Annotated in this window: 22 protein-coding genes and 1 tRNA gene; 14 read left to right on the forward strand and 9 right to left on the reverse strand. The window is 60.9% G+C overall.

What is annotated here, in order from left to right:
• Position 1: 1 nt before the first annotated feature.
• Genes HALLA_RS10120 through secY form a run of 8 tightly spaced genes read left to right on the forward strand, consistent with a single transcriptional unit; the run spans position 2 to position 5330 of the window.
• Positions 2 to 535, forward strand: coding sequence for a 50S ribosomal protein L6 (locus HALLA_RS10120; RefSeq protein ID WP_049953239.1), 534 nt, complete (start codon positions 2 to 4; stop codon positions 533 to 535).
• Between the two features lie 3 nt (positions 536 to 538).
• Positions 539 to 1297 (forward strand): 50S ribosomal protein L32e, encoded by a 759-nt coding sequence (locus tag HALLA_RS10125; protein WP_049953240.1) that lies wholly within the window; start codon positions 539 to 541, stop codon positions 1295 to 1297.
• Positions 1294 to 1743, forward strand: a complete 450-nt coding sequence (locus tag HALLA_RS10130) for a 50S ribosomal protein L19e (protein WP_049953241.1) — start codon at positions 1294 to 1296, stop codon at positions 1741 to 1743. The genes HALLA_RS10125 and HALLA_RS10130 overlap by 4 nt, the downstream gene beginning before the upstream one ends.
• Positions 1743 to 2291 (forward strand): 50S ribosomal protein L18, encoded by a 549-nt coding sequence (locus tag HALLA_RS10135; RefSeq protein ID WP_049953242.1) that lies wholly within the window; start codon positions 1743 to 1745, stop codon positions 2289 to 2291. The genes HALLA_RS10130 and HALLA_RS10135 overlap by 1 nt, the downstream gene beginning before the upstream one ends.
• The gene (locus HALLA_RS10140; RefSeq protein ID WP_049953243.1) at positions 2288 to 2917 is read left to right on the forward strand and encodes a 30S ribosomal protein S5; all 630 of its coding nucleotides are present in this window, start codon (positions 2288 to 2290) and stop codon (positions 2915 to 2917) included. Before HALLA_RS10135 ends, HALLA_RS10140 begins: the two co-directional genes overlap by 4 nt.
• The gene (locus tag HALLA_RS10145) at positions 2914 to 3381 is read left to right on the forward strand and encodes a 50S ribosomal protein L30 (RefSeq protein WP_049953244.1); all 468 of its coding nucleotides are present in this window, start codon (positions 2914 to 2916) and stop codon (positions 3379 to 3381) included. Before HALLA_RS10140 ends, HALLA_RS10145 begins: the two co-directional genes overlap by 4 nt.
• A 2-nt stretch (positions 3382 to 3383) precedes the next feature.
• Entirely contained in the window at positions 3384 to 3869 is a 486-nt protein-coding gene (locus HALLA_RS10150) for an uL15m family ribosomal protein (protein WP_049953245.1), read from the forward strand.
• Between the two features lie 3 nt (positions 3870 to 3872).
• Positions 3873 to 5330 (forward strand): preprotein translocase subunit SecY, encoded by a 1458-nt coding sequence (gene secY, locus HALLA_RS10155; protein WP_049953246.1) that lies wholly within the window; start codon positions 3873 to 3875, stop codon positions 5328 to 5330.
• A 173-nt stretch (positions 5331 to 5503) separates the two neighbouring features.
• Here secY and gcvPB read toward each other — a convergent pair whose 3' ends face one another.
• The 4 genes from gcvPB to HALLA_RS10175 all read right to left on the reverse strand — a co-directional run bounded on the left by gcvPB (position 5504) and on the right by HALLA_RS10175 (position 10666).
• Positions 5504 to 6976 (reverse strand): aminomethyl-transferring glycine dehydrogenase subunit GcvPB, encoded by a 1473-nt coding sequence (gene gcvPB / locus HALLA_RS10160; protein WP_049953247.1) that lies wholly within the window; start codon positions 6974 to 6976, stop codon positions 5504 to 5506.
• Positions 6976 to 8310, reverse strand: a complete 1335-nt coding sequence (gene gcvPA / locus HALLA_RS10165; protein ID WP_049953248.1) for an aminomethyl-transferring glycine dehydrogenase subunit GcvPA — start codon at positions 8308 to 8310, stop codon at positions 6976 to 6978. Before gcvPA ends, gcvPB begins: the two co-directional genes overlap by 1 nt.
• 215 nt (positions 8311 to 8525) lie before the next feature.
• Positions 8526 to 9863, reverse strand: a complete 1338-nt coding sequence (gene hmgB / locus HALLA_RS10170; protein WP_049953249.1) for a hydroxymethylglutaryl-CoA synthase — start codon at positions 9861 to 9863, stop codon at positions 8526 to 8528.
• 110 nt (positions 9864 to 9973) lie between these two features.
• Entirely contained in the window at positions 9974 to 10666 is a 693-nt protein-coding gene (locus tag HALLA_RS10175) for a TVP38/TMEM64 family protein (RefSeq protein ID WP_049953250.1), read from the reverse strand.
• A gap of 94 nt (positions 10667 to 10760) precedes the next feature.
• Here HALLA_RS10175 and HALLA_RS10180 point away from each other — a divergent pair, with 94 nt between their 5' ends.
• A complete protein-coding gene (locus HALLA_RS10180) occupies positions 10761 to 11114 on the forward strand; it encodes a DUF5830 family protein (protein ID WP_049953251.1) in 354 nt (117 codons plus the stop codon).
• Positions 11115 to 11147: 33 nt separating this feature from the next.
• Here the strand turns inward: HALLA_RS10180 and HALLA_RS10185 are convergent, their stop codons facing one another.
• Entirely contained in the window at positions 11148 to 12341 is a 1194-nt protein-coding gene (locus tag HALLA_RS10185) for a DUF7115 domain-containing protein (RefSeq protein ID WP_049953252.1), read from the reverse strand.
• Positions 12342 to 12464: 123 nt separating this feature from the next.
• Between HALLA_RS10185 and HALLA_RS10190 the strand changes: the two genes are divergently transcribed.
• Positions 12465 to 12617, forward strand: a tRNA-Met gene (locus HALLA_RS10190).
• A gap of 161 nt (positions 12618 to 12778) precedes the next feature.
• On the opposite strand, the gene HALLA_RS10195 is transcribed toward HALLA_RS10190, so the two are convergent.
• Both HALLA_RS10195 and HALLA_RS10200 read right to left on the reverse strand, forming a co-directional pair.
• A complete protein-coding gene (locus HALLA_RS10195) occupies positions 12779 to 14608 on the reverse strand; it encodes a hybrid sensor histidine kinase/response regulator (protein WP_049953253.1) in 1830 nt (609 codons plus the stop codon).
• A 110-nt stretch (positions 14609 to 14718) separates the two neighbouring features.
• Complete coding sequence (locus HALLA_RS10200; RefSeq protein WP_049953254.1) at positions 14719 to 16527, reverse strand: asparagine synthase-related protein; 1809 nt, start codon at positions 16525 to 16527, stop codon at positions 14719 to 14721.
• A gap of 543 nt (positions 16528 to 17070) precedes the next feature.
• On the opposite strand from HALLA_RS10200, the gene HALLA_RS10205 reads away from it, so the two are divergent.
• The 3 genes from HALLA_RS10205 to gyrA all read left to right on the forward strand — a co-directional run bounded on the left by HALLA_RS10205 (position 17071) and on the right by gyrA (position 22618).
• Positions 17071 to 18018 carry a biotin--[acetyl-CoA-carboxylase] ligase gene (locus tag HALLA_RS10205; RefSeq protein ID WP_049953255.1) on the forward strand — a complete coding sequence of 316 codons (948 nt, stop codon included), beginning with the start codon at positions 17071 to 17073 and terminating at the stop codon, positions 18016 to 18018.
• Positions 18019 to 18168: 150 nt separating this feature from the next.
• Positions 18169 to 20100, forward strand: coding sequence for a DNA topoisomerase (ATP-hydrolyzing) subunit B (gene gyrB / locus HALLA_RS10210; protein WP_049953256.1), 1932 nt, complete (start codon positions 18169 to 18171; stop codon positions 20098 to 20100).
• A 16-nt stretch (positions 20101 to 20116) separates the two neighbouring features.
• Positions 20117 to 22618, forward strand: coding sequence for a DNA gyrase subunit A (gene gyrA / locus HALLA_RS10215; protein WP_049953257.1), 2502 nt, complete (start codon positions 20117 to 20119; stop codon positions 22616 to 22618).
• Positions 22619 to 22714: 96 nt separating this feature from the next.
• Here the strand turns inward: gyrA and HALLA_RS10220 are convergent, their stop codons facing one another.
• A complete protein-coding gene (locus tag HALLA_RS10220) occupies positions 22715 to 23248 on the reverse strand; it encodes an Rrf2 family transcriptional regulator (protein ID WP_049953258.1) in 534 nt (177 codons plus the stop codon).
• A gap of 320 nt (positions 23249 to 23568) precedes the next feature.
• Entirely contained in the window at positions 23569 to 24249 is a 681-nt protein-coding gene (locus tag HALLA_RS10225) for a metal-dependent transcriptional regulator (RefSeq protein ID WP_049953259.1), read from the reverse strand.
• Between the two features lie 92 nt (positions 24250 to 24341).
• Between HALLA_RS10225 and rocF the strand changes: the two genes are divergently transcribed.
• Positions 24342 to 25262, forward strand: coding sequence for an arginase (gene rocF, locus HALLA_RS10230; RefSeq protein WP_049953260.1), 921 nt, complete (start codon positions 24342 to 24344; stop codon positions 25260 to 25262).
• Positions 25263 to 25315 lie beyond the last annotated feature (53 nt).

The raw sequence follows: 25315 nt of genomic DNA on the forward strand, positions 1-25315 counted from the left end.
AATGCGAGTTGAACTGGAAATTCCCGACGAAGTAACCGCCGAGGTCGATCATCTCGACGTGACGGTCGAGGGTCCGGAAGGCACCATCACGCGGCGTCTCTGGTATCCCGACGTTACCGTCGAAGTCGAAGACGACACCGTGGTCATCGAAAGTGAAAACGAGGACGCGAAAACGAACGCGACCGTTGGCACCTTCGAAAGCCACATCGAGAACGCCTTCCACGGCGTGACCGCGGGCTGGGAGTACAAGATGGAAGTCTTCTACTCTCACTTCCCGATGCAGGTCCGCGCGGAAGGCAGCGAGGTCGTCATCGAGAACTTCCTTGGCGAAAAGGCAGAGCGACGAACGACTATCCACGGTGACACCGACGTCTCCGTCGACGGTGAGGAACTCACCCTCGTCGGTCCCAACAAAGAGGACGTTGGACAGACCGCAGCAGATATCGAACAGCTGACGAAGGTCAAAGGAAAGGACACCCGCGTCTTCCAGGACGGGGTCTACATCACCGAAAAGCCGGCAGCCGGAGGTGCCTGATAAATGGCAGAAGACGAACAAGAAGCCGATACTGACGAACAGGCTCCCTCGGAACCGAACGGTGACGAGCCGGAGGATCTCGAGAGTATCAGCGGCGTCGGTTCGAGCAAGGCCGACGCGCTTCGCGACGCCGGATTCGAATCCGTTCAGGACGTCAAAGAGGCGTCCCAGGACGATCTCGCCGAGATCGACGGCATCGGCAACGCGCTCGCCGCCCGTATCAAAGCGGACGTCGGCGATCTCGAGGTTACCGAGGAAACCGAAGCAGAGATCGAAGACGAAGACGCCGAGGAAGACGTCGACGAAGACGTCGAGACGGAACTGCAACCGCGCGGTCTCGTCGAGAAGACGCCGGACCTCTCCGAGAACGAACAGCGGCTTCTGAGCCAGCGCAGCGGCGAAGGTAAACCGCAGTTCAACCGGCAGGACTACCACATGAAAAAGCGGACCCCCGAATCCTGGCGGCGGCCACGCGGCCAGCTCTCGAAGCAGCGCAAGGGTATCAAAGGGAAAGGTCCGAAAGTGCAGGCAGGATATCGCACGCCGAAGGCCGTTCGAGGCAAACACCCGAGCGGCTTCGAGGAGGTCTACGTCGAGAACGCAGACGACCTCGAGGGTGTCGACGGCGATACGCAGGCGGTTCGAATCGCCTCCTCGGTCGGCGCTCGCAAACGCGAGCGGATCGAGGAACTCGCCGAAGACGATGGCGTTCGCGTGCTGAACCCAACCTACGTGGAAGTCGAAGTGGAGGACGAACAATGACTGATCTTTCCGCACAGAAACGACTTGCATCCGACGTTCTCGACGTCGGCAAGAACCGCATCTGGCTCGATCCCGACGCCCAGTCCGATATCGCCGAGGCGATCACGCGCGAGGAAATCCGCGACCTCGTCGATCAGGGCATTATTCAGGCCGAGGACGCCAGCGGGAACTCCCGTGGGCGAGCGCGCGAGCGTAACAAAAAACGCGCATACGGCCACCAGAACGGCCCGGGCAAGCGCCGCGGCAAGAAAGGTGCACGCCAGAACGAGAAAGAACAGTGGACGAAACAGATTCGCGCACAGCGCCGAAAGCTCCGTGAACTCCGCGATAAAGGCGAACTGACGCCGACGCAGTACCGCCAGCTCTACAAGAAAGCAGGCGGTGGCGAGTTCCGAAGCGTTCGGTACCTGTTGAACTACATCGACGACAACTACGGTGACCAATAATGGCGACAGGACCACGATACAAAGTTCCGATGCGTCGTCGCCGCGAGGTCCGGACGGACTACCACCAGAGGTTGCGCCTGCTGAAATCGGGCAAGCCCCGCCTCGTTGCTCGCAAGAGCAACAAGCACACTACGGCGCAGCTGATCTCCCCCGGCCCGCAAGGCGACGAAACGGTCGCGAGCGCACACTCGAGTGATTTAGCGGAGTACGGCTGGGAAGCACCCACAGGAAACATTCCGGCGGCGTATCTGACCGGCCTGCTGGCCGGCAAACGGGCCGTCGAATCAGATATCGAGGAGGCGGTTCTCGATATCGGTCTAAATACGGCAACGCCCGGAAACAAGGCGTTCGCCGTTCAGGAGGGTGCAATCGACGCCGGTCTCGAGATTCCTCACAACGATAGTGTGCTCGCAGACTGGGAGCGAACTCGCGGCGAGCACATCGCCGAGTACGCTGAGAGCCTGGACGAACCGCTCTACAGCGGCGAGTTCGATGCGACCGAACTACCCGAACACTTCGATGACGTACGAGAGGCGATCCTAGAATGAGTGGAAACGACTACAACGACGGCTGGCAGCCGGTCACCCGTCTCGGCCGCAAGGTCCAGGAGGGCGAAATCGAGACGATGGAAGACGCCCTCAACACGGGACTTCCGCTAAAGGAACCCGAAATCGTCGATCAGCTCCTCCCCGGACTGGACGACGAGGTACTGGACATCAACATGGTCCAGCGGATGACCGACTCCGGACGCCGGGTGAAGTTCCGCTGTGTCTGTGTCGTCGGCAACCGCGACGGTTTCATCGGCTACGCCGAGGGACGAGACGATCAGGTCGGCTCTGCCATCCAGAAAGCGATCGGTATTGCAAAGCTCAACATGATCAAGGTCCCGCGCGGTTCGGGATCCTGGGAGGACCGTTCGGACCGACCACACTCGCTGACTCACCAGACGACCGGCAAAGCTGGTTCCGTCGAGGTCGAGCTCATCCCCGCGCCGGAAGGCCTGGGACTTGCGGCGAGTGATACGGTCAACGCCGTCCTCGAGCTTGCGGGAATCGAAAACGCCTGGACGAAAAGCCACGGCAACACCCGAACGACGGTGAACCTCGCGAAAGCAACCTACAACGCGCTCGAGAACGCCTCGCAAGCGCGCCAACCCGAGGTGATCGACGGATGAAAGCCGTCGTGCAGATTCGTGGCGAAGTAAACCGGAATACCGATGTCGACGATACGCTCTCGATGCTCAACATCCACAGCGTCAATCACGCGACGCTGATTCCGGATACCGACGCCTACCGTGGGATGATCACGAAGGTCAACGACTTCGTCGCCCACGGTGAGCCGGATCAGGACGTCCTCGAAACGCTACTCGAGAAGCGAGCGGAGCCCCTCGAGGGCCGACAGTCCGACGTCGACGAGGAGTGGCTCGAGGCGAACACGGAGTACAGCGAGTTCAGCGAGCTGGCCGAGGCGTTGCTGGCAGAAGAGACGACGCTTCGCGACGAAGGTCTCTCGCCGACGCTTCGACTGCACCCACCGCGGGGCGGTCACGACGGCGTCAAACACGCCGCCGTCGAAGGTGGCCAACTCGGAAAACATACAACCCCGGAGATTAACGACCTCCTAGAATCGATGCGATAACCATGACGAGTAAAAAACGACGCCAACGTGGCTCGCGAACGCACAGTGGTGGCTCCCACAAGAATCGTCGCGGAGCCGGTCACCGTGGCGGACGCGGCCGCGCCGGGCGCTCAAAACACGAGTTCCACAACTACGAACCGAAGCACAAACACGGCTTCAAACGACCGCAGGGGATCCGCGAGGACGTCGTCGAAGTCGACGTTCAGAAGCTCGACGAAGATGTCGCGCTCTACGTCGCCGACGACCTCGCCGAAGAGTCGGGCGACGGCTACGAGATCGACGCCCGTGACGTCGTCGAAGACGGTCACGAGGCCGACGTCGTAAAGGTCCTCGGCACCGGACAGGTCCGAAACACGCTCACGATCACGGCCGATGCCTTTACTGAGGCCGCCCGTGAAAAACTCGAAGACGCTGGTGGAGAGCCAGTTCTCACCGAGCGTGCGGTTGCGAAAGCTGAAGCCGACGCCGACGAATCCGACGAGGAATAACATATGGGATGGAAGGAAGCCGCCGAACCGGTTTTGACGCGGATGCCGACAGTACGCCGCCCGGAGGGACACGTTCCCTTCAAGCGAAAGCTCGCGTGGACGGCAGGCATCCTCGTGTTGTATTTTTTCTTGACAAACATCGACTTGCTCGGCGCTGCGAGCGGACAGGACATCTACGGTCAGTTCCGTTCGGTCATCGCCGGGTCGCAGGGCTCGTTGCTACAGGTCGGTATTGGCCCAATCGTCACGGCTAGCATCGTCATGCAGTTGCTCGGCGGTGCAAATCTGCTCGGCCTGGATACGGACGACCCGCGGGATCAGGTCCTCTATCAGGGACTGCAGAAGGTGCTCGTCATCGCGATGACCGCGCTGACGGCGCTCCCGATGGTGTTTGCCGGCGGCATCCTCCCAGCCCAGCAGTCGCTTCAGCTTGGCGGCTTTGCGTTCTCATCGACGGAAATCAAACTGCTGATGTTCGCGCAGATTTTCGTCGGCGGGATACTCATCCTCTACATGGACGAGGTCGTCAGCAAATGGGGGATCGGAAGCGGTATCGGTCTCTTCATCATCGCTGGCGTCAGCCAGCGGCTGGTCACCGGATTCGTCCAGCCCGCAGCGGGCGGGTTCTTCTTCGACTGGTATCGCATCATCACCGGCGACATCGCCGTCGGTTCGGTCTTCAGTAGCGACGGACTGAACACGATATTACTCGGTCAGGGAGACCTCATTGCCCTGTTTACGACGCTCCTGATCTTTGGGATCGTCGTCTACGCCGAGTCGGTGCGCGTCGAGATTCCGCTGAGCCACGCTCGAGTGAAGGGTGCTCGCGGTCGCTTCCCGGTGAAGCTTATCTACGCGAGCGTCCTGCCAATGATCCTTGTTCGTGCGCTGCAGGCGAACCTGCAGTTCATCGGACAGATCATCGAAACGCAGGTCGGAATGCCGAGCGTACTCGGCGTCTACGGTAGTGGTGGCGAACCCGTCTCCGGGTTCTTCTACTACACCTCGCCGATCTACTCGCCACAGGACTGGATGTGGTGGACCGCGGGGGTCGATCAGGCCTGGTGGATGGTCATGATTCGGGTCAGTATCGACCTCGCGTTTATGGTCATCGGCGGTGCGATCTTCGCGATCTTCTGGGTCGAGACGACCGACATGGGCCCGGACGCAACGGCCCAACAGATCCAGAACTCGGGAATGCAGATTCCCGGATTCCGACAGAACGTCGGCGTCATCGAGAAGGTCATGGAGCGGTACATTCCGCAAGTGACCGTCATTGGTGGTGCGCTCGTCGGGTTGCTCGCCGTCTGGGCGAACATGCTCGGCACCATCGGTGGGGTCGACGGGACCGGTCTCCTGCTTGCGGTCTCTATCACCTACAAGCTATACGAGGAAATCGCCGAAGAGCAGATGATGGAGATGCACCCGATGATGCGCCAGATGTTCGGCGGCGGCGAATAAGCAGTCGGTCCGGTCATACTACGTTTTTTGAAGTACGTTCTACGTGGATTCTGTACTCCAGTAGTCACCGGTCTCGGCCGATTCACGTATCTGACCAGTCAGAACCAAGCTCACTGTCGAAACCGTCTGTAACGTCCGCAGCGAGGGAGCGACGGCTCCGGAGACAAAGAGGCCTACTCTTCTTCGAGCGCGTGCCAGGATAGCCGCGGATTCCGGGCTGCACTCGTCTGGTCGATTCGACGCGCGGTCGTTCGTTCGGGCGCGGACTCGAGAATCTCGGCTCCTTCCTCGGCCACGGCGTTGAACGCGGCGGCGAGCTGGTCGAGCGTTTCCTTGCTCTCGATTTCGGTGGGTTCGGTCATGAGCGCCTCCGGGACGATTTCGGGCCACTTGGTCGTCGGCGGGTGAACGCCGTAGTCGAGCATGCGCTTTGCGACATCGGCGGCGTCCTGCTCGCCGGCGCTGGCGACGAACTCGTGGTGGAACGGGCCGTAGGGAACGTCGTACTCGATCTGGCTCGCGAGATAATTCGCGTTGAGGACTGCCTTCGCACTCGAGTCTGTGAGTCCGTCGTCTCCTACCCTGGCGATGTAGGCGAACGCTTTCACGAGCACGAGCCAGTTGCCCTGGTAGCCGTGGACGTGACCGATCGAGTGTTCGGGGGCAAACAGTTCGTAGCCGCCGTCTGCGTTGCGAACTCGAGGTTCGGGGAGGAAGGGGGCGAGTTCGGAGACGACGCCGACCGGCCCGGCACCAGGCCCGCCGCCGCCGTGGGGGGTTGCGAACGTCTTGTGGACGTTGTAGTGCATCACGTCGAAACCCATATCGCCAGGGCGAGCGCGGCCCAAAAGCGCGTTCAAGTTCGCGCCGTCGTAGTAGAGCAAGCCGCCGGCGTCGTGGACCATCTCGGCGATGGTCTCGATATCGCGTTCGAACAGCCCGAGCGTGTTCGGGTTGGTCAACATGAGCGCCGCCGTGTTCTCCGACAATGCGGCCTCGAGCGCCTCGAGATCGACCCGTCCGCCCTCGTCGCTCGGCAGGGAGACCACGTCGTAGCCGCCGAGTGCGGCGGTCGCGAAGTTCGTCCCGTGAGCGCTCTCGGGGATGATCACTTCGTCGCGCTGGCCCTCGTCGGTGTGCTCGTGGTAGGCCGCGGCGACGCGGATGCCGACGAACTCGCCGGCGGCACCCGCGGGAGGTTGGAGGGTAACGGCGTCCATGCCGCCGATGACCTCGAGGTATTCCTGCAGTCTGGCGAGCACCTCGAGGGTTCCCTGAATCGACTCTTCCGAGCGGTCCGGATGGACGAGCGCGCTCGGCAGGGACGCGACGTCCTCCGTGAACTTCGGGTTGTACTTCATCGTACACGACCCCAGCGGGTAGGGGCCGCTGTCGATGCCGTAGACCATCTGGGAGAGCCGCGTGTAGTGACGAACGAGTTCCGGTTCGGACGGGTCGGGTAACTCGAGGTCGTCTCTGGTCAGGTCCTCGGGAAGCGGCGACTCGTCGATCTCGACGCGGGTCCTGTCCTTCTCGACGAGCAACGGTTCGTACTGGCCGTTTCGAACGTACCGGGCCTGATCGTATCGCGAGCGGCCGCTCGGATCGACGGTTCCGGGCGCTTCCCGAGCGTTATCGTCGCTCATCAAAGCACCTCCTCGAGGGTCTCGACGAACGCATCGAGTTCGTCGTCCGTGACACCTGCGACGCAGAACTGCAGTTCGTGTTCGCCGACGACGTGTACTGCAAAGCCCTGGCGCTCGAGGTCGTCGGCGATCGCTTTCGCCGGTTGATCGACGTGGGCAACGAACTCGCGGAAGTGCCGCCGGTCGTGGACGGGCGCTTTGACGCCGACGAGCGCGTCGACGTCGGCGGCGAGCGATTCGGCTCGGGTAACACCTCGTTTTGCGAGTTCGATCATCCCGTCGGGGCCGAGTGCGGCCGCGTGGATCGCCGTCCGAAGTGCGACCCACGCCTGATTCGTACAGATGTTACTGGTCGCACGCTCGCGACGGATGTGCTGTTCTCGCGTCTGGAGCGTGAGCGTAAATGCCCGTCTGTCCGTCGCGTCTTCGCTCGCACCGACGAGTCGGCCCGGAACCTGCCGGAGGTACGACTCACGGGTCGCGAACAGCCCGAGACCCATCCCGTAGCTCGCGGGCAGACCGAGCACGCTCGCATCGCCGACGACGACGTCCGCACCCACATCGGCCGGTTTCTGGAGCAGCGAGAGCGCGATCGGATCGGTGCCGAGGACGAACAGCGCGTCGGCGTCGGCGGCGACCGCGCCGATTTCCGCGAGGTGCTCTTCGATCGTTCCCCGAATCGTTGGGTTTTCCGCGTAGATCATGATGGCCGTCTCGTCGACCGCCTCTTCGAGCGCCTCGAGATCGACATTTCCGTCGGCGGTCGCGTACGTCTCGACGGTGAGATCGGTGCCTTCGACGTAGTTCTCGAGGGTGCTCCGTCGGCCCTCGCTTAGGAGTTCGGGGATGAGCACGCGGTGGCCCGAGGTCGTCCGAACCCGTTTCGCGAGCGTCGCCGCTTCACCGAGCGCGCTCGCGGCGTCGTACATCGAGCAGTTCGCGATCGACAGTCCGGTGAGTTCGACGAGCAGCGACTGGTACTCAAACAACGCCTGCAAGAACCCCTGTGAAACCTCGGGCTGATACTGGGTGTAGGAGGTCAAAAACTCCGAGCGATTCGACAGGTGATCGACGACCGACGGAACGTAGTAGCCGTACTGCCCCCGTCCGAGCAGTTCCGTGAGGTCCGCGTTGCGCTGGAGTATCGTTCGAACTAACTGACGCGTTTCTCGTTCAGTTCGAGCGTCGATGCCGAACTCACCGTCGTACTGTACCGCCTCTGGGATGTCGAAGAGGTCTTCGACGGTGTCGGCACCGACCGCCTCGAGCATCGCCGTGAGGGTCTCGTCCGTGTGGGGAGCGTACGGACTCCCCGTGGCGTGTAATCCATTCATGAGTGAGGGAGGTCTCGGACGTACAAAAACGGTGTTCCAATTCCGCGACCGCCTGCAGAGCCAATCCGAGACACGTTAGCAGCTAGTATCGGGCAAGGGGTTATGAACACACCTGTTCGAAACTGGCCGCAAAATCGATCGGGAAAACTGGCGGTGTACAACGCCTGCTCGAGCCGGTATCGACAGTCGATCCGAGCCGGTATTGACGCCCGAAATTACTCGACGTACTCGTACTCCCGTTCGCCCATCCGTCCCCAACCGCCGAAGACGAACTCGCCGTCCGGAGCGGTCATCGGCTCGATATCGACGTCCATATCGTGGTTGTGTGCGTCGTGGATCTCCTCGTAATCGTCCCACGTCAATTCGTATCGGTCCGCGAGTTGTTCGTCGACGTTGAGCGCCTCGATCTCCGCAGCCCAGCCGTCCTGGACGATTTCCGTGTGGATTTCGGCCTGTGCACCGCTCCCGTAGGAGCCGACCGCAAGCGTCTGTCCGGCGAGGTCTTCTCCCTGCTCTACGGCGTATTTGAGCGCGCTGATCCGGGCGACGTGCACCGATCCCGTATACCAGTTGCCGACCTCTCGAGCGATCGTTAGCGTCGGATCGATCGTTTCGGCGTACCACTCCTGGTAGCGATCGGTCTCTTTGAGGCCGTCCATGTATTCCCGAAGCGCGTCGCGGAATTCGTCGTCGGTTTCGAACGCTTCCTGACGCGGTTGCCGACCGATCTCATCGGCAAGTTCGTCTTCGACGGCCGTATCGCGAATGATGTGGCGGTAGGCCAACATTGCAGCCTTTCGGACCATTCCGGGGAACGGCGTGTGGAACGGCACGAATCGAACGTCGTCGAGATGAAGTTCCCCTGCGACGCTCTGGTAATCGACCAACGCTTCGCGCATGCGGGCGAGGTACACCTGTACCGAGCGTTTGCCGTCGACGCTTGGGAACTGTTGGTTGGGCTTGAGAAAGTCGGTCTCGTCGGCCGACCCGTACCCCTGTTCGGTCGAGAGCGTGACCAGATCCGGGTCTTCGGTAATATACAGCGCGATCGCACCCGCCCCCTGAGTCGCTTCGCCGGGGTCGTCTCGAGCGTACAGCGCCGTATCGGTCGCGATTACGAGCGCGCCGCGGCCGCGATTTCGACCCGCGCGGATCCAGTTGTACGCGTCGTCCAAACTCTGGGTGCCGGCGATGCAGGCGAACTTCCGCTCGCCTTTGTTCGCGTGGTGGAAGTCGCCCTCGAAGACCGACTCGAGACAACCGGCGATGTACGTCGAGACCGGCTTGGAGTTGTCGAACGCGCTCTCGGTCGCGACGTCGATCCGACCGATATCGTCGGGCTCGAGGCCTTTTCGTTCCATCAATCGATGGGCAGCGTTTGCCCCCATCGTGACGATATCTTCGTAGCTATCGGGGAACGAACTGGCGTTCAATCCGAGCCCTTTGGTGTATTTTTCGGGGTCTTCGCCCTTCTCGGGGGCGAATACACCAGGCAGATCGAGTTTGAGGTTTCCGGTCCAGATTTCGACGGCGTCGATACCGACTGCGGTCATACTTCGATACTATGGGTCGTGATACATGGTATTGTCGTTTAGTGTTTCGACGACCGTCGATATGCGTTCGTACCGGCAGCTGGTCTGACGGGGAGATACCTGTCGTCGAATCACCGCTGGTCCGGGGATTCAGACCGGAACACGCGAGCGGCAGGCCCGGCAAGCAAGACTGCAACCGCGATGAGACAGCCGGCGGTAACGACCATTCCCAGGTGTCCGAGCCCACGCGTACTGACGGTCGCGGCCGACGATCCGACTACGACCGCTGCGATCGTCCAGGGGAGTTCACCGAGCACCGTGCCAACGACGAACTGGGGATAGGAAACGCGGCTCCCGGCGGCAGCACAGGTCGCGACATCCGATGGAATCGGCGCGAGTCTCGAGGCGATCACTCCGCGGGTCGGACCTGCCGTTCGATAGTACCGACCGATAGCGGTACCGGCCCGATCAATGGTCTCGCCGAACGGCAGTGCCTCCCACGACCGGTTCGCGGTATCGGAGACGGCCCACCGGACCGCGACGAAAACGGGCGTTACGGTGACTACCACGCCGGCGAGTGCGATCGGGATCCCGGGTATCACACCGAAGCCGTATCCGACCACGAACGAAAGCGGCGTCGTCGGCCAGGCGACCAGTGGACGGACCAGATACAACGCCGCGACGACGAGGGAGAATCGAACCGGATCGTCGACGATCGACTCGAGAAACGCGCTCACCCCGTCAGGTGAGATCACCGCTCCCGCCGTAACTATCGCGCCCACGAGGAGTACGCCTCCGATCGCCCGCCGCGAGACCCGTGGCATCGGCTCACGTTCGAACTCGAGTACCGAAGGTTTTGTGACTCCGGGAGGGTGCGGGACACAACGTTTATTCGCCTCCGAAGGTCACCACTCATCGATGGACGACCGCGTCGAACGTGGGCTGGCGTTACTCGAGCGACTCGAACACGAGTCCCTGCCGCTCGCCGACGCCGTTGATCGCCTCGAGATCGTAACCGCCGATCCAACCGTAACTCGGACGATACTCGACGAGGCGGAACTGCGCGGAATCATCGAACGCGAAGACGGGATTATCCGCCCGCGAAGTCGACAGTACGTCAGTTTCGACGAAGACGTGATTACGAAAGACGGCGACTTCGAGTGCAAACGCTGTGGTTCCGGTCTCTCGACGGGCCACTTCATCAATCTCGAGGCCGGAGAAATCGGTCCCTTCGGCTCCTCGTGTATCCGAAAAGTAACTGGACGCGAGTAAGTGATCGAAGCGCAAGCCCCGGATCGGTAGCCGCTATCGTCCCTGTCGGAGCTCCGTGATGAGCTGTTCGATGGTCCGTTGTTGCTCTTCGAGCAGCACCGTCTGCTTTTCGACCGTCTCCTCGAGGTCGTCGAGTCGCTCGAGCAGTTCCGGATCGGTACCCGCCGTCGCGGCCGTGAACCCGCTCTCTCCGAACGATGGTGATGGGGACCCGTCGTCGATATCCTCGATCGAGCCCTCCGTTTGGCCGTCCGCTGTGACATCGGGTTCGGTCGTTTCGGGGACCGCCGATTCGTCCGTGGACTCCGTGCTAGAGCGTTTCGAAGACTCGTCCTGCGAGGAATGTGCTGCAAGCGGATCGACCTGTCGTGGTTCGCTTTCTTGGTCGACGACCGCCTCGGAAGCTGCGTCCTGGTCGGGCTCCATGTTGGAATCGACGCTCGAGGCGGCGTTTTCGTTCGACTCGGTGGCTTGCTGTTCGGTCGACTGCCGGTCTAACTCCTCTGGCGTCGGCGGGTTCGCATCGAGGGGATCGACGCCCTCGCCAAAGGCCGTTACAGGGTCCTCGCTCGGCTCTGGCTCTTGTTCGCGGCCAACTGCGTTATTGAGTTGTGCCAGCGTGTCGACGCCGTGATAGGCGAACAACGCCCGCTCGAGGCGTTCCCGGAGATCCGCCGCCTCGTCGTTCGGGGCCTTGATTCGTTTCGGACGCCCGTCTACTTCGAGAACGATCTGCGTCGCGACGCTGCCGTCCTCAAACGACAGGTTGGTGACGTCGTCGAAGTGATACTGTTCGAAGTCCTCGTCCCAGACCGCTTCGCCGATGTGTTTGACGAGTCGGTCGCTGGTGACGATCAGCGTGAGTTCGCTGAACCGATAGGTCTGGATAACCGCCTCGTCGGGGTCCGAAATTCCATTGCCGTTCAACACGCCGGCGACGAGCGGCGTAAGCACGGTATCCGTCGACCCCGACGGAATAGTGAAGTCTCGAGTGCCGTCGAGGGCGTACTCGAGCGTGAACCGCGTTTTTCGTCGTCCTTCTGAGATCGTCAGACGGTCGGCGTCGTGTGGAAACTCCTCGACCGATTCGTCGCTCAACAAACCGTCTGCACGATAAATGATCGAATCCGTGGGGGTGATAAAGAGCTCGTCGTCGCCGCCGAGAGACACGCGCGTGACGATCTCTTCACCATCGAGAGTGGACTGTACGATGCCGGGAACGCTCATATGCCCGGTGTTCGCAATGACCTGTGATAAATCCGTGGGTAGGATGCGGTGACCTCGTGGGGGGAGCGCATGCCTGGACCGAATGAGAAGGTTAAAGAAAGAGACCGCACTACGGGAGAACGAGCCCGGGTGGCTTAGCTGGACATAGCGCCGCACTCATAGGGTTCAGAGATTCGGTGCGGTTTCGCCTTGGAAGCCTCCGTGTCCCTTGAGGACTCTGCCGAGCCTCGAACCTGGGACATGCGGAGATCGAGGGTTCGGAGCCCTCCCCGGGCATTTTTCAAGGAGTTACGAACGCAGTGAGTAACGACGCTGGAAAACGCCCGGGGATGCTTTCCACGGATGTCTCGAGTCGGAGACGTGTACCAATCCGAGACCCAGGACGAATAGCGGTCGCATTGGGAAGCGCGGCTCCGCTGTGAAAAGGGGATCGGAGGTTATTCGAGGGACATAATATCGGTAATCTCGAACCGTGCTCCGCCTTCAGTTTCCGCAATTGGGCGAATACTCCACCCGTGAGCCTTGACTACCTGCTTGACGATCGACAGACCGAGACCAGTACCGTTAGGTCCTGAAGAGTACCCGACCTCAAAAATCTGATCGAAGTCCGCAGGTGGGATTCCGGGGCCGGTATCCTCAATAGCAAAGCCATCCTCAATCGGTTCGACCTTGACTGTGATGTTCGGCCCCCCATGTTCGATTGCGTTTCCAAATAAGTTCTCGAGCAATTGACAGAGGCGGTTATAGTCTGCCTCCATAGTCAACGACTCGCTGTCATCGATGCAAACTAAGTCGCTTCCTGTCGCTGCGTCACCGTCGACGATAGTCCAGGCATCCTCGACGGCGTCCCAAAAGGAGACAGGTTCGGTTTCACCGATACCCCGTCCCTGCTGTGTAAGCCACAGCACGTCATCGATGAGACGCTCCATGCGCTCGTGTGCGTCCGCAACCGGCTGGAGGAACTCACAATCATGCTCTGTTCGAGCGAGTGCCAGATACCCGTTGGCCAAATTTAGTGGATTTCGAAGGTCGTGAGAGACGACGCTGGCAAACTCGTCGAACCTGTCACGTTCGCGCTTGAGTTTCTGCTCGCGTTCCTTGCTTTCGGTGATATTAGTGGCGACACCAGCGATTTCGACGGGAACCCCCTCGTCATCAGTGACCAGTTCGAGTCGCGACTGGACCCACTGGATCCCCTGTTCCGGATGCTGGATACGGAACTCTTGTTCTACCGGCCAGTCGGCGGTCCGTTCTTGCTGAGTTTCTATTTCTGCGACCATCTTGCTCCGGTCGTCGGGATGAAGATGTCGCATCCACGATTGGGGGTCCTCGTATGCTTCCTCGAGTGTGATCCCGTAGATTTGCTCGACAGCGGGATTTGCATACAGTGTCTCCGAGTAATCTGTGGAGACGAAAAAGAGCGCATCCTGTACGTGTTTGCCGAATCGTTCGAATCGGGAGTGGAGACTTCGCAACTGCTCTTCGCGTTCTTTCTGTTCGGTAATGTCTCGGACGTACCCCACGATACGGCTTACAGACCCGTCCTCGAAAATCGGTTTTCCCTCGCTTCGAACCCACCGCAGTTCGCCGTTTGAACGGAGTATTCGATACTCGATTGCATCCGGTTCACCGTTTGCGACCGTTTCCATGGAGCGGATTGTACTCTCGCGGTCTTCGGGGTGAATGTACGCTAAAAATGCCCCGGGGTCGGCTGTGACGTCCGAAATAGAACCGCCCCAAATATCTTCGTACGCCGAATTGACGAACAGGAGTTCGCTCCAATCGCTGTTGAACATGAACAGGATATCATCGGACTTATCGGCAAGTTGGAACAATTTCTGCTTGGTTTCTTCGAGATCGCGTTGTGACCGTGACTGCCTGACGACATTGCCGATTCGATTTGCGAGTACCGTGTACTGACTGGTCCCAGACTCTTTCTGAAGATACTCTGTTACACCTGCAGAAATCGCCTCGCTGGCCACTTCCTCAGAGCCTTTCCCAGTGTAGAGAATAAACGGAAGATCAGGGTATCGCTCTCGAACGGCTTTGAGGAATTCGATGCCGTTCCGTCCAGTCATTTCGTAATCGGAGACGATACAGTCGACATCGTACTCGGCGAGCAATTCCAGACCATCGTCCGCAGCGGTTGCGGTTTCGACGGAAAATCTGTTGTCCTCACGCTCGAGGTAGATGGCGATCAAGCTGGCCAAACTCGAATCGTCGTCGACATGAAGAACGGTTATCTCCTCTTCACTCCCACTTGCCATCTATAGCACCAGTATCCGTGGGCCTGTTGTTCTTACGGCCACGAATGTCCTGTGGTATCGGCTGTCGATAAGTACGTCTCGTAGGTAAGACGCGCTCGAGTCCGTCGGAACTACTGTGAGACCGACAATCGGTCCGTTTTGCCGTCAGCCGACTCAGAGTTCGGGCGACTCGAGTCATCAGATTGCTGGACCGCAGCGATGAGCGTCAACAGGAAATACTGCTGCGTGGCGGTGTACTGTCCGCTCGACCACGTCACCCGCTGGACCGCCTCACTCGAGAAGTGCTCTTGAAAGTCGGACGGATCGCTCGTCGCCTCCGCGAGGGCCATCGGCGGGCTGTCGGCACCCCCTTCTCCCTGTCCGAGAAGTCCGAAGACGCGGTCTTTGAGGCCGGGATGTTCGGAGAGCCACTCGTAGCCAAAGCGCTTGACGCGATAGGTGAGCGAATCGATCGGCGCCCCGAAATCGACGTAGTCGATCTCGAGGGTCGCCGGCGAGAGCTGGGCCAGAAACTCCTGATAGAGCTTCGTTCCGTCCTTTTGGGCCGGCGGGCACGCCATCGCCTCCGCGAAGAAGGCGAGCGCGTAAAACGGCGTCGTCGACCACGTGTAGTACCGCGTGCGGTCCTCGCCGTGGTTGAGCCAGTTGATGCCGCGCTCTCGGACGAGGAAGTGGACGTACCGTCCTTCGAGCGTCGATTCGGGGTAGGAAAGCAACCGATTCTTGACCGAGCTAACAAGCCGCGCTAGCTCGACGTCGACGATGTCGGCGACCTCCTCGAGCGAGAAGACCTGTTGTCCGTCGATGACCAGTTCGACGAGTTCGTCCATCGAGTCGACGTCTTTCGACGGGGTAAGATCCGGGATGGCCTTGTCGCCGCCGTCGCCGGTAACGAAGGTGGCGTTCGGATGGTCCGTAGCGACCTGCTCGGCGAAATTGAGGCCGAGTGACATCCCGAGGTTGTTCATCCCCTGGCTCATCTCAAGAAGGAGTTCCCGGTGGCGGTCGGTTCTGTCCGCAACGTAGGATTGCCACGGAACGTCGAGTGCGTTCGCGACCTGTCTCGCGACATCGACTTCGGCGGCGTTACTGCCGTTCGGCCGCGCCGACGTCGCCGCCAACAGGTCACCCTCGGCGTGGGTGTAGCCGGCGATGACCGCTCGCGAATCCAGGCCGCCGCTTAACGAGACGACCGTCTCGCCGGTGACGCTCGCCCGGTTCTGACAGGCCTCGACGAATCGATCACGAAGCCGCCGGGCGTTTTCTTCGACGGATCGGTGCTCGTTCGCGTGGGCATCGAACTGGAACTCGTGAGTCGAGTCGACGGTGTTCGACTCGAGTTCGAGGACCGACCCTGGCGGGAGTTGCTCGACATCTTCGAACAGCGTTCGCGTCCCCAGCGGATAGCCGAACAGCAGCATCTGACCGAGCGCCAACGAATCGGGCTCGAGTCCGTCGCCCGCCTGCTGGGCCAGTTCGCGAACGACCTTGAGTTCGCGGGTGAGTATCGTTGTCTCCCCGATAGTCGCTCGATAGGTCGGCAGCCGTCCGAACGCGTCGTTTACCGCCCACGTCGTGCCGTCGTCCTGATCGACAACCAAAAGCAGAAAGTCCCCATCCCGTTCGCCGACCCACTCCGAGAGTTCGTCGTTACGTTCCTCGGCGACGAGCGTGGCCGCCTCCGTCACCGCTTCCTCGACGGTTTCGGTGCCATAGAGGTGCCCCTCGAGAACGATCGTGTACTCCTCGAGTTCGAAGACTTCGATCGGGTACTCGTCGTACCCCGAATAGGCGACGACCCCGTCGTCGCCATCGATCACGTAGTGGCTGTCGTACCGATCGGTAAAACAGACGGATCGAAGCGCGTCGTCGACTGCCTCGCGGTCGAACTGATCGTCGGCGACGGTGATTCCTGGCATACGACGTCGAAGACAGAGAATGGGGATTATTATATAGCTGTTAAACCCGCCAGCGAGCGGATCCGCTAAAGTGTGCCGTAGGGACCGCGATCTCGACAGATGGGTGAAAAACGTTCATCGAGTTGCGTTGATCGAACCGTTCGACCCCACCGTCACGTCAGAGAGAAAGAATTAAGCGATCGCCGGCGGGTATCTTACGTGGGGCGAACGCCCTGCTTCCGGCGAAACAAACCACAGCCCGAACGGCCATCGCTGAAGGCTCCCGGCGAAGGCACACGACGCGTGAACGGACGTTTGGATCCGGCGACCCGCAGCGCCGTTCGAGCCGAGCCCACAGCCGATAGGGGATGGCGCGTCGGACTCGTGGCCGTAAAAGCCCCCGGAAGCTACGTACGACGCCGAGACTCGGAATAACGCACCGCGCGAAAAACGGGTCGAAGAACTCGTACGGACTTTTCTACGACACAACAGACGGGCAACGAGTGGACCGGTTCGAGCCAGCTTTCCGGCTAGTTGAAGTGTGCGTACCCCACTTTCGAGAACATGAACGAGACGAAACGCTCGATTCTCGAGGCCCTCTCGGCGGGACCGGTCGGCGGCCCTGCTCTCGCCGACTCGCTCGGAATCTCTCGAGCGGCGGTCTGGAAGCACGTCGACGAACTGCGCGAGGCCGGGTTCGAAATCGAGGGCGGATCCGACGGCTACGTGCTCGGCGGGTCGACCGAGTACAACGCGTTAGCCGTCGAATACGGGCTCGAGGCACCGTTTTCCGTGGAGTATCACGATTCGATTGGGAGCACGAACGACCGCGCGCGAGACCTTGCAACTGACGGCGCTTCCGACATCGCCGTCCTCGCGGACGAACAAACGGGGGGACGAGGCCGACTCGAGCGCGCGTGGAGCGCACCCAGCGGTGGCGTCTGGGTGAGTCTCGTCTGTCGACCGGACGTGCCTCCGACGAAAGCGCCGCTTTACACCCTGGCAGCGGCGGTTGCGACGGCTCGAGCCGCCCGCGAAGCCGGCGTCGATGCGCGGATCAAGTGGCCCAACGACGTCGTCGTCCCGCTCGAGGATGAGGAGACCGACCGACCGTATCGAAAGCTCTCGGGAATCCTGACGGAGATGGAGGGTGAAACCGACCGCGTCGACTGGCTCGTCGTCGGAGTCGGCGTCAACGCGAACATCGATGCGGCCGAACTGCCCCCCGAAGCGACCAGCGTTCGCGAGGAAGCGGGCGACGTCGACCGTCGCGTCTTCGTCCAGCGGCTGATAGAGGAGTTCGACGCCCAGCGAAACGCCCTCGAGTCGGTCGTCGAGGCGTGGCGGGAACTCGCGCTGACGATCGGAAAACACGTGCGAGTCGATAGCGCCGGCGGAGCGGTCGTCGGCACGGCCGTCGATATCAGCGACACCGGAGCGCTACTCGTCGAAACGGCCGACGGCAGACAAATGGTATCCGCGGGGGACTGCGAACACCTCCGGCGGACGTGAACACCGCTAGGAACGGACCTGAAATTTCGACGGACACAACAGACGCCTTCACATATCCAGTAGCCATCACTACGCTCATATTTTCTATCCGCGCTCGCGCGCGTACGTGACCTTTTTAACCTCCCACCCACTATCCGAAAACAGGTTTTCATGTCTCAGGAAAGCGAGTACGGCGCCGGCCAGATTCAGGTCCTAGAAGGCCTGGAGGCCGTCCGAAAGCGCCCGGCGATGTACATCGGTTCTACCGATTCTCGGGGACTTCACCATCTCGTCTACGAAGTGGTGGACAACTCGATCGACGAGGCACTGGCAGGCCACTGTGACGATATCACCGTCTCGATCCACGACGACGGTTCCGTTACCGTTACCGACGATGGCCGTGGGATTCCCGTCGACACCCACGAAGAGTACGACCGTCCGGCGCTCGAGGTGATCCTCACCGTCCTCCACGCCGGCGGTAAGTTCGACAACAAGTCCTACCAGGTGTCGGGCGGACTCCACGGCGTCGGCGTCTCCGTGGTGAACGCCCTCTCGAGTCGGTTCGAGGTCGAAGTCAAGCGCGACGGCGGCGTCTTTCGCCACGCGTTCGAACGCGGCGAACCCCAGGGGGATATGGAACGCGTTCGCGACCTCGAAGCCGACGAGGATACGGGTACCGAGATCACGTTCTGGCCCGACGACGAGATCTTCGAAACCGACCAGTTCGCGTTCTCGACGCTCTCGAACCGGCTTCGTGAACTCGCCTTCCTCAACTCCGGCGTTCGCATCACTCTCCGCGACGAACGCGAGCGAAACGACGACGGCGAGTTCGTGGCCGAGACCTACGAGTACGAAGGCGGCATCCGCGAGTTCGTCGAGTACTTGAACGAGACCCGCTCGTCGATGCACGAGGAGATCATCTACTTCGAGGACGAAGACGAGAACATCCAGGTCGAGGTCGCGATGCAAGCGACCCAGGAGCTCCAGGGATCGATCCACGCGTTCGCGAACAACATCAACACGCGCGAAGGCGGGACCCACCTCACCGGATTCAAGACCGCCCTGACCCGGACGGTAAACGACTACGCCAAGGAGAACGACCTCCTCTCGGATCTCGAGGAAAACCTCAAAGGCGAGGATATCCGCGAGGGGCTAACCGCGGTTATCTCGGTCAAACATCCCGATCCGCAGTTCGAGGGCCAGACCAAGACGAAACTCGGCAACAGCGAAGTCCGGGGCATCGTCGAGAGCGCCATGCACGAGGGGCTTGGGATCTACTTCGAAGAGAACCCCGACACCGCCCAGGCGGTCGTTATGAAAGCGGTCGAGGCGGCAAAGGCTCGAATGGCGGCCCAGAAGGCCGAAGAACTCACCCGGCGAAAGTCAGCGCTCGATTCGACCTCGCTACCGGGGAAACTCGCGGACTGTCAGACCAAAGACCCCGAGGAGGCAGAACTGTTCATCGCGGAGGGTGACTCCGCGGGCGGCAGCGCAAAACAGGCTCGAAATCCCGAGTTTCAGGCCGTTCTTCCGATCAAAGGGAAGATCCTGAACGTCGAGAAACACCGACTCGACCGGATCCTCGAGAACGACGAGATCCGAAACCTGATCACCGCGATCGGGGCCGGAATCGGCGACGAGTTCGACGTCGAGGATATTCGATACAAGAAGATCATCATGGCGACGGACGCAGACGTCGACGGGGCCCACATTCGAACGCTCCTGTTGACGTTTATCTACCGCCACATGCGTCCGTTGCTCGAGGGCGGGTACGTCTACGCCACCCAGCCCCCGCTGTACCGGATTCGGTATCGCGGCGAGACCTACGACGCGATGACCGACGCCGAACGCGACGAAATCGTTGCCGAAAAGTGCGACGGCAACCCGACGCAGGTCCAGCGATTCAAGGGCCTCGGCGAGATGAACCCCGAACAGCTCTGGGAGACGACGATGAATCCCGACAACCGCATCCTCAAGCAGATCACCGTCGAGGACGCCGCGGCGGCGGACAAGATGTTCTCGGTGCTGATGGGCGACGCAGTCGAGCCGCGAAAGCAGTTCATCAAGGACAACGCGCCGGAAGCCGAGTGGATCGACATATAGAGAGTAGGCAAGACACATGAGCTCAGACGTACCCGAACCCACGGATGTAGAGGCTCGGACGGTCGAAACCGTCCGCATCGAAGACGAGATGGAACAGAGCTACATCGACTACGCGATGAGCGTCATCGCGGGTCGTGCCCTCCCCGACGCCCGCGACGGGCTCAAGCCCGTCCACCGACGCATCCTGTACGCGATGCACGAACTGGGCGTCACCAGCGGCTCGAGCCACCGGAAGTCGTCCTCGATCGTCGGCGAAACGATGGGTGACTATCACCCACACGGCGACAGCGCGATTTACGACACACTCGTCCGAATGGCACAGGACTTCTCGATGCGCTATCCCCTCGTCGACGGCCAGGGGAACTTCGGGTCGATGGACGGCGATCCGGCCGCAGCGCCCCGATACACTGAGGCACGGATGTCCGCGCTCTCCGAGGAGCTACTCGAGGACATCGACAAGGACACCGTCGACTTCCAGTCGAACTACGACGACCGACTCGAGGAACCGACCGTGCTTCCCTCCTCGTTCCCGAACCTGCTCGTCAACGGCTCCTCGGGCATCGCGGTCGGGATGTCGACGAACATTCCACCGCACAACCTCGGCGAGGTGATCGACGCGACGATCGAACTCATCGACAACCCCGATTCGACCGTCGAGGACCTGATGGAACACGTCAAGGGACCCGACTTCCCGACCGGCGCGAACATCGTCGGCCGCGACGCCATCTACTCGGCCTACGCAACCGGACGCGGCCGACTCCGGGTTCGGGCCGAGTTCGAGGTCGAGGAGTGGAAAACCGATCGGGAACGCATCGTCATCACGGAGCTTCCCTACCAGGCGAACAAGGCACGAATCGTCGAGCGAATCGCCGAAGACGTCAACGAGGGCGAAATCGAGGGGATTTCGGACCTGCGAGACGAGTCCGACCGAAACGGCGTTCGGGTCGTCATCGACCTCAAACGCGGCGCAAACAGCGACGTCGTCAAGAACAAACTGCTCGAGAATCACTTAGAGCGGACTTTCGGCGTCATCAACCTCGCACTGGTCGACGGCCAACCGCGGGTCCTCTCGCTCAAAGAGACCCTAGAGGAGTACGTCTCCCACCGCAGGGAGGTCGTCCGCCGGCGCAGTGAGTACGACCTCGAAGAGGCCGAGGATCGCGCCCACATTCTCGAGGGACGGTTGAAGGCCCTCGAGAACGTCGAGGACGTCGTCGAACTCATTCGCAATTCCGAGGACCGCTCGGCGGCGAAATCCGGGCTCGCATCCGAGTTCGACTTCTCCGAGTCGCAGGCAGAACACATCGTCCGGATGCAACTGGGCAGCCTCACATCGATGGAATCCGCGGAGATCGAAGACGAGTACGAGGAGGTCCAAGCGGAGATCGACCGCCTGACCGCGATTCTCGAGAGCGAGTCGAAACTGCTGACCGTCATCAAAGACGAACTTCGGGAGATCAAAGACGAGTACGACGACGACCGCCGAACCTCGATCATCGAGGATCAGGGGACGGTCACCCACGAGGACCTCATTCCGGAAGAAGACGTCGTCGTCGTCATGACCGAAGACGACTACGTCAAACGGATGCCGATCGACGCCTTCGACCCCCAGGGTAGAGGCGGCAAAGGGATCATCGGCGCGGACGTCAAAGAGGGCGACCGCGTGTCGGCGGTGTTCCAGGCGAACACCCACGACTACCTGCTTTGCTTTACGAACCACGGGCAGGTCTATCAACTGAAAACCTACGAGATTCCCGAGATGGGCCGGACGGCACGCGGCAAATCCGCCGTCAACATCCTCGATCTCGACGACGGCGAGGAGATCACGGCGGTCGTCGACACCGACTCGTTCGAGGACGACGAGTGCGTGACGATGGTGACGAAAAACGGCTACGTCAAACGCACGGCCGGCGAGGAGTTCGACAACATCCTCACGACGGGCATCATCGCGGCGAGCCTCGAGGAGAGCGACGAACTCGTCGACGTCGAGGTGACAGACGGCACGACCGATCTCGTGATCGCGACCGAACGGGGGATGACCATCCGGTTCGACGAGAACGAGGTGCGCGAGATGGGACGCAACGCCCGCGGGGTCAACGGGATCAAACTCCAGGGCGACGGCGACGACCGCGACGCTGTGGCCGGACTCGTCGCGATGGATCAGGACGACGACCGTTCGCTGTTGACCGTCACCCAGAACGGCTACGGGAAACGGACGCTGCTCTCTGAGTACAGCAAACAGTCACGCTACGGCAAGGGGCTAATCGACATCAAAACCAACGAGCGAAACGGTCCCGTTACGGCCGTCAAAGCCGTCACCGAAGACGACCACCTCGTCGCGATGAGCGAACGCGGACAGATCATGCGGACTCGAGCAGGCGAGATTTCGACGGTCGGGCGCAACACAATGGGCGTGACCATCATGGACGTAGAAGCCGACGACGCCGTCGCGAGCGTCGACGTCATCCCGGCGGTCGCCGCAGGTGATGTGAGCGAGTCGGACGAATCGTCCGAATAGGCTGTTTTTCGATCTTCAGACGGGCTTTTCGGATCGAATTTCGTGGCACTGCTGATCGAAGACAATTACCAGGGAAACAGAAAATACCAGCGGCAGTTAGTGGGCGGCTTCTTCGGACGGTGCGACCATCTCGTCGATTCGAAGGATCAGAATGTTGTTCGTATCGTCCTTGCCGTCGACGGTGCCTTCGATGAGGAGTTTCGAGAGCGGCGTCGGGCCGACGACGACCGAATCGTCCTCGTTAATGTCGCCGATCGCGCCCTGAACGTGAATCTCTGCGCGGCAGAGTTCGGGGTGGTGGACGCTCGAGAGGTCGATCTCTTCGATGATTACGTCGGTTACGGGTTCGCCTTCGTGCTCAAGTGGGACGGACGCGGGGTCGTCCATCTGCTGAATCTCGAGGGCTTCGTAGGCTGCTGCGGTCGGTTTGTATCCGCCTTTCGGACCGGGTACACCCTCGACGAGCTGGAGGGCTTTGAGACTCTGCATCTGGTTGCGAATCGTGCCCGGGTTTCGGTCGACCTGTTCTGCGATATCTTCGCCTTTGATCGCGTCGTCAGTTTCGTTGTGTAGATTCGTCAGGGCGCGAAGTATTTTCTTCTGGCTCGGAGTGAGTTCGATTGATGACATATGGAATCCTACGTAATTGATTTCCTTAAACCCGGCGGGTGAGCCCGGTGTTCTTTTCCATTCTTTTGTTGTTCCCGTGAGTAGTAAGGCGTTTCCTTTCTTTGAAAGCTGAATTCGGCGTTCGGAGAGAGGAAACTGTCGCGTGGCGGACCAAATCGACCGGGACACCATCCACGGGCAACGGCTTTCGAATGATTAGGTTGTGCTAATTACTGTGTTTGGGTGACCAATCTCGCTATGTAAGGAGCACGCCACAGATCGAGAGAATCCTCGAGGTTGAATACGAGCCCACCGTCAAGACCGGTGCGCCAAACCAGCGCTTACGACTCGAGTCCGGGAAGGGGGGCAACGCGAACGTGGTGAGCGACGCCCTCGGGCAGCGACACCGTCTCATCGTGATCCTCGGCGCATGCAGTTACCATCCCGAAGGGAGCGACCTCGAGAATCTCGAGTTCGACGCCGGGTTCGACGCCGTGATCGGCGAGGTACGAGAGGATTTCGGGGTCCCGATCGGCGACTTCCTCGACGACGACGACGTCGCCTCGTTCGAACTCGGTGACCGAGTCACCGTCGGGCTCTGCAGGGGGCTCTAAGTCCGCACCGGGGATCGGCGAGCCGTGTGGATCGACGTCCGGCTCGTCGAGGGCGGCAGCGACTCGACGCTCGAACGCCTCGCTAATGTGGTGTTCGAGCCGATCCGCCTCCGCGTGGACTTCCGACCAGTCGTAATCGAGGTGTTCTGTCAGATACGACTCGAGGAGTCTGTGATGACGGACGACCTCGAGCGCGACCGTCTCGCCCTCGGCGGTCAACGTGACGCCGCGATATTTCTCCCGATCGACGAGCCCCCGATCTTCGAGTTTCTCGAGCATGCTCGTCACCGTCGGCGACGTGACGTCGAGTTCGGCCGCGATCTCGGAGGTCTTGATACGATCGTCCTGATCGCGTTGAAGCTGGTAGATGGCTTTGAGGTAATCTTCCATCACGTCGCTCAGCATCATAGTTGAAATTTAGAGGCGTCTAACCCTAAACCTATCGACAGCCGTTCTCCGGGGATCGATACCACCAAACGACTGGCAGTAGACGACCGAGTATGGACCGGACAGTTCGAATTATCGGTGCGCCGATGGACTACGGTGCGAACCGTCGAGGCGTCGACATGGGACCGTCGGCGATCAGGTACGCCGGCGTCGCCGCGGAGCTCGAGACCACCGGCCTCGAGGTGACCGACGCCGGAGATCTACAGATGCCCCGCGCGGAGGAACGAGATCCGGAAGCCAACCAGCTGAATCGCGGGAACGCGAAGTTCCTCCGGGAGATCGAAGACGTCTCGAGACGACTCGCTCGAGAGGTCGGCGAAACGATTCAGGAAGGAGTCTTTCCGCTGGTGCTCGGCGGCGATCACTCGATCGCGATCGGCTCGATGAACGGCTCGGCTCGCGACGCCGATCTGGGCGTCGTCTGGTTCGACGCGCACGCAGATCTCAACACACCTGAAACCTCACCCAGCGGGAACGTCCACGGAATGCCACTCGGTGCGGCCCTCGGACGCGGAATCTTCGGTGAGATGGACTGGGCGCACGCGCCTCGCGTCCGCGAGGAGTCAGTCGCGTACGTCGGCCTCCGGAGCATCGACGACCGGGAGCGCGAACTCATTCAACAGAGCGATATTACGTCGTTTACGATGTCAGACATCGATTCTCGCGGAATCACAACCGTTGTCGAAGAGGCTCTCGACGTCGCGACGAGTGGAACCGACGGCATCCACGTGAGCCTCGATCTGGACTGGCTCGATCCCAAAACCGCGCCCGGCGTCGGCACGCCTGTCCGTGGTGGCGTCACGTACCGCGAAGCACACTCCGCCCTTGAGGCCGTCTCGAGCCGTCACGCCGAAACTGGCGTCCTCCGGTCGATGGATGTCGTCGAAGTGAATCCGATCCTCGATGAGGCCAACGAAACGGCGACGCTCGCTGCCGAACTGAGCGCAAGCGCGTTCGGCAAGCGAATCCTCTAACCGACGGTTCGCGCCATAAGTGTGTGAACTATAAACACAGTAGTTTGTGTTCC

The sequence above is a fragment of the Halostagnicola larsenii XH-48 genome (genome assembly GCF_000517625.1).
GTDB lineage: Archaea > Halobacteriota > Halobacteria > Halobacteriales > Natrialbaceae > Halostagnicola > Halostagnicola larsenii.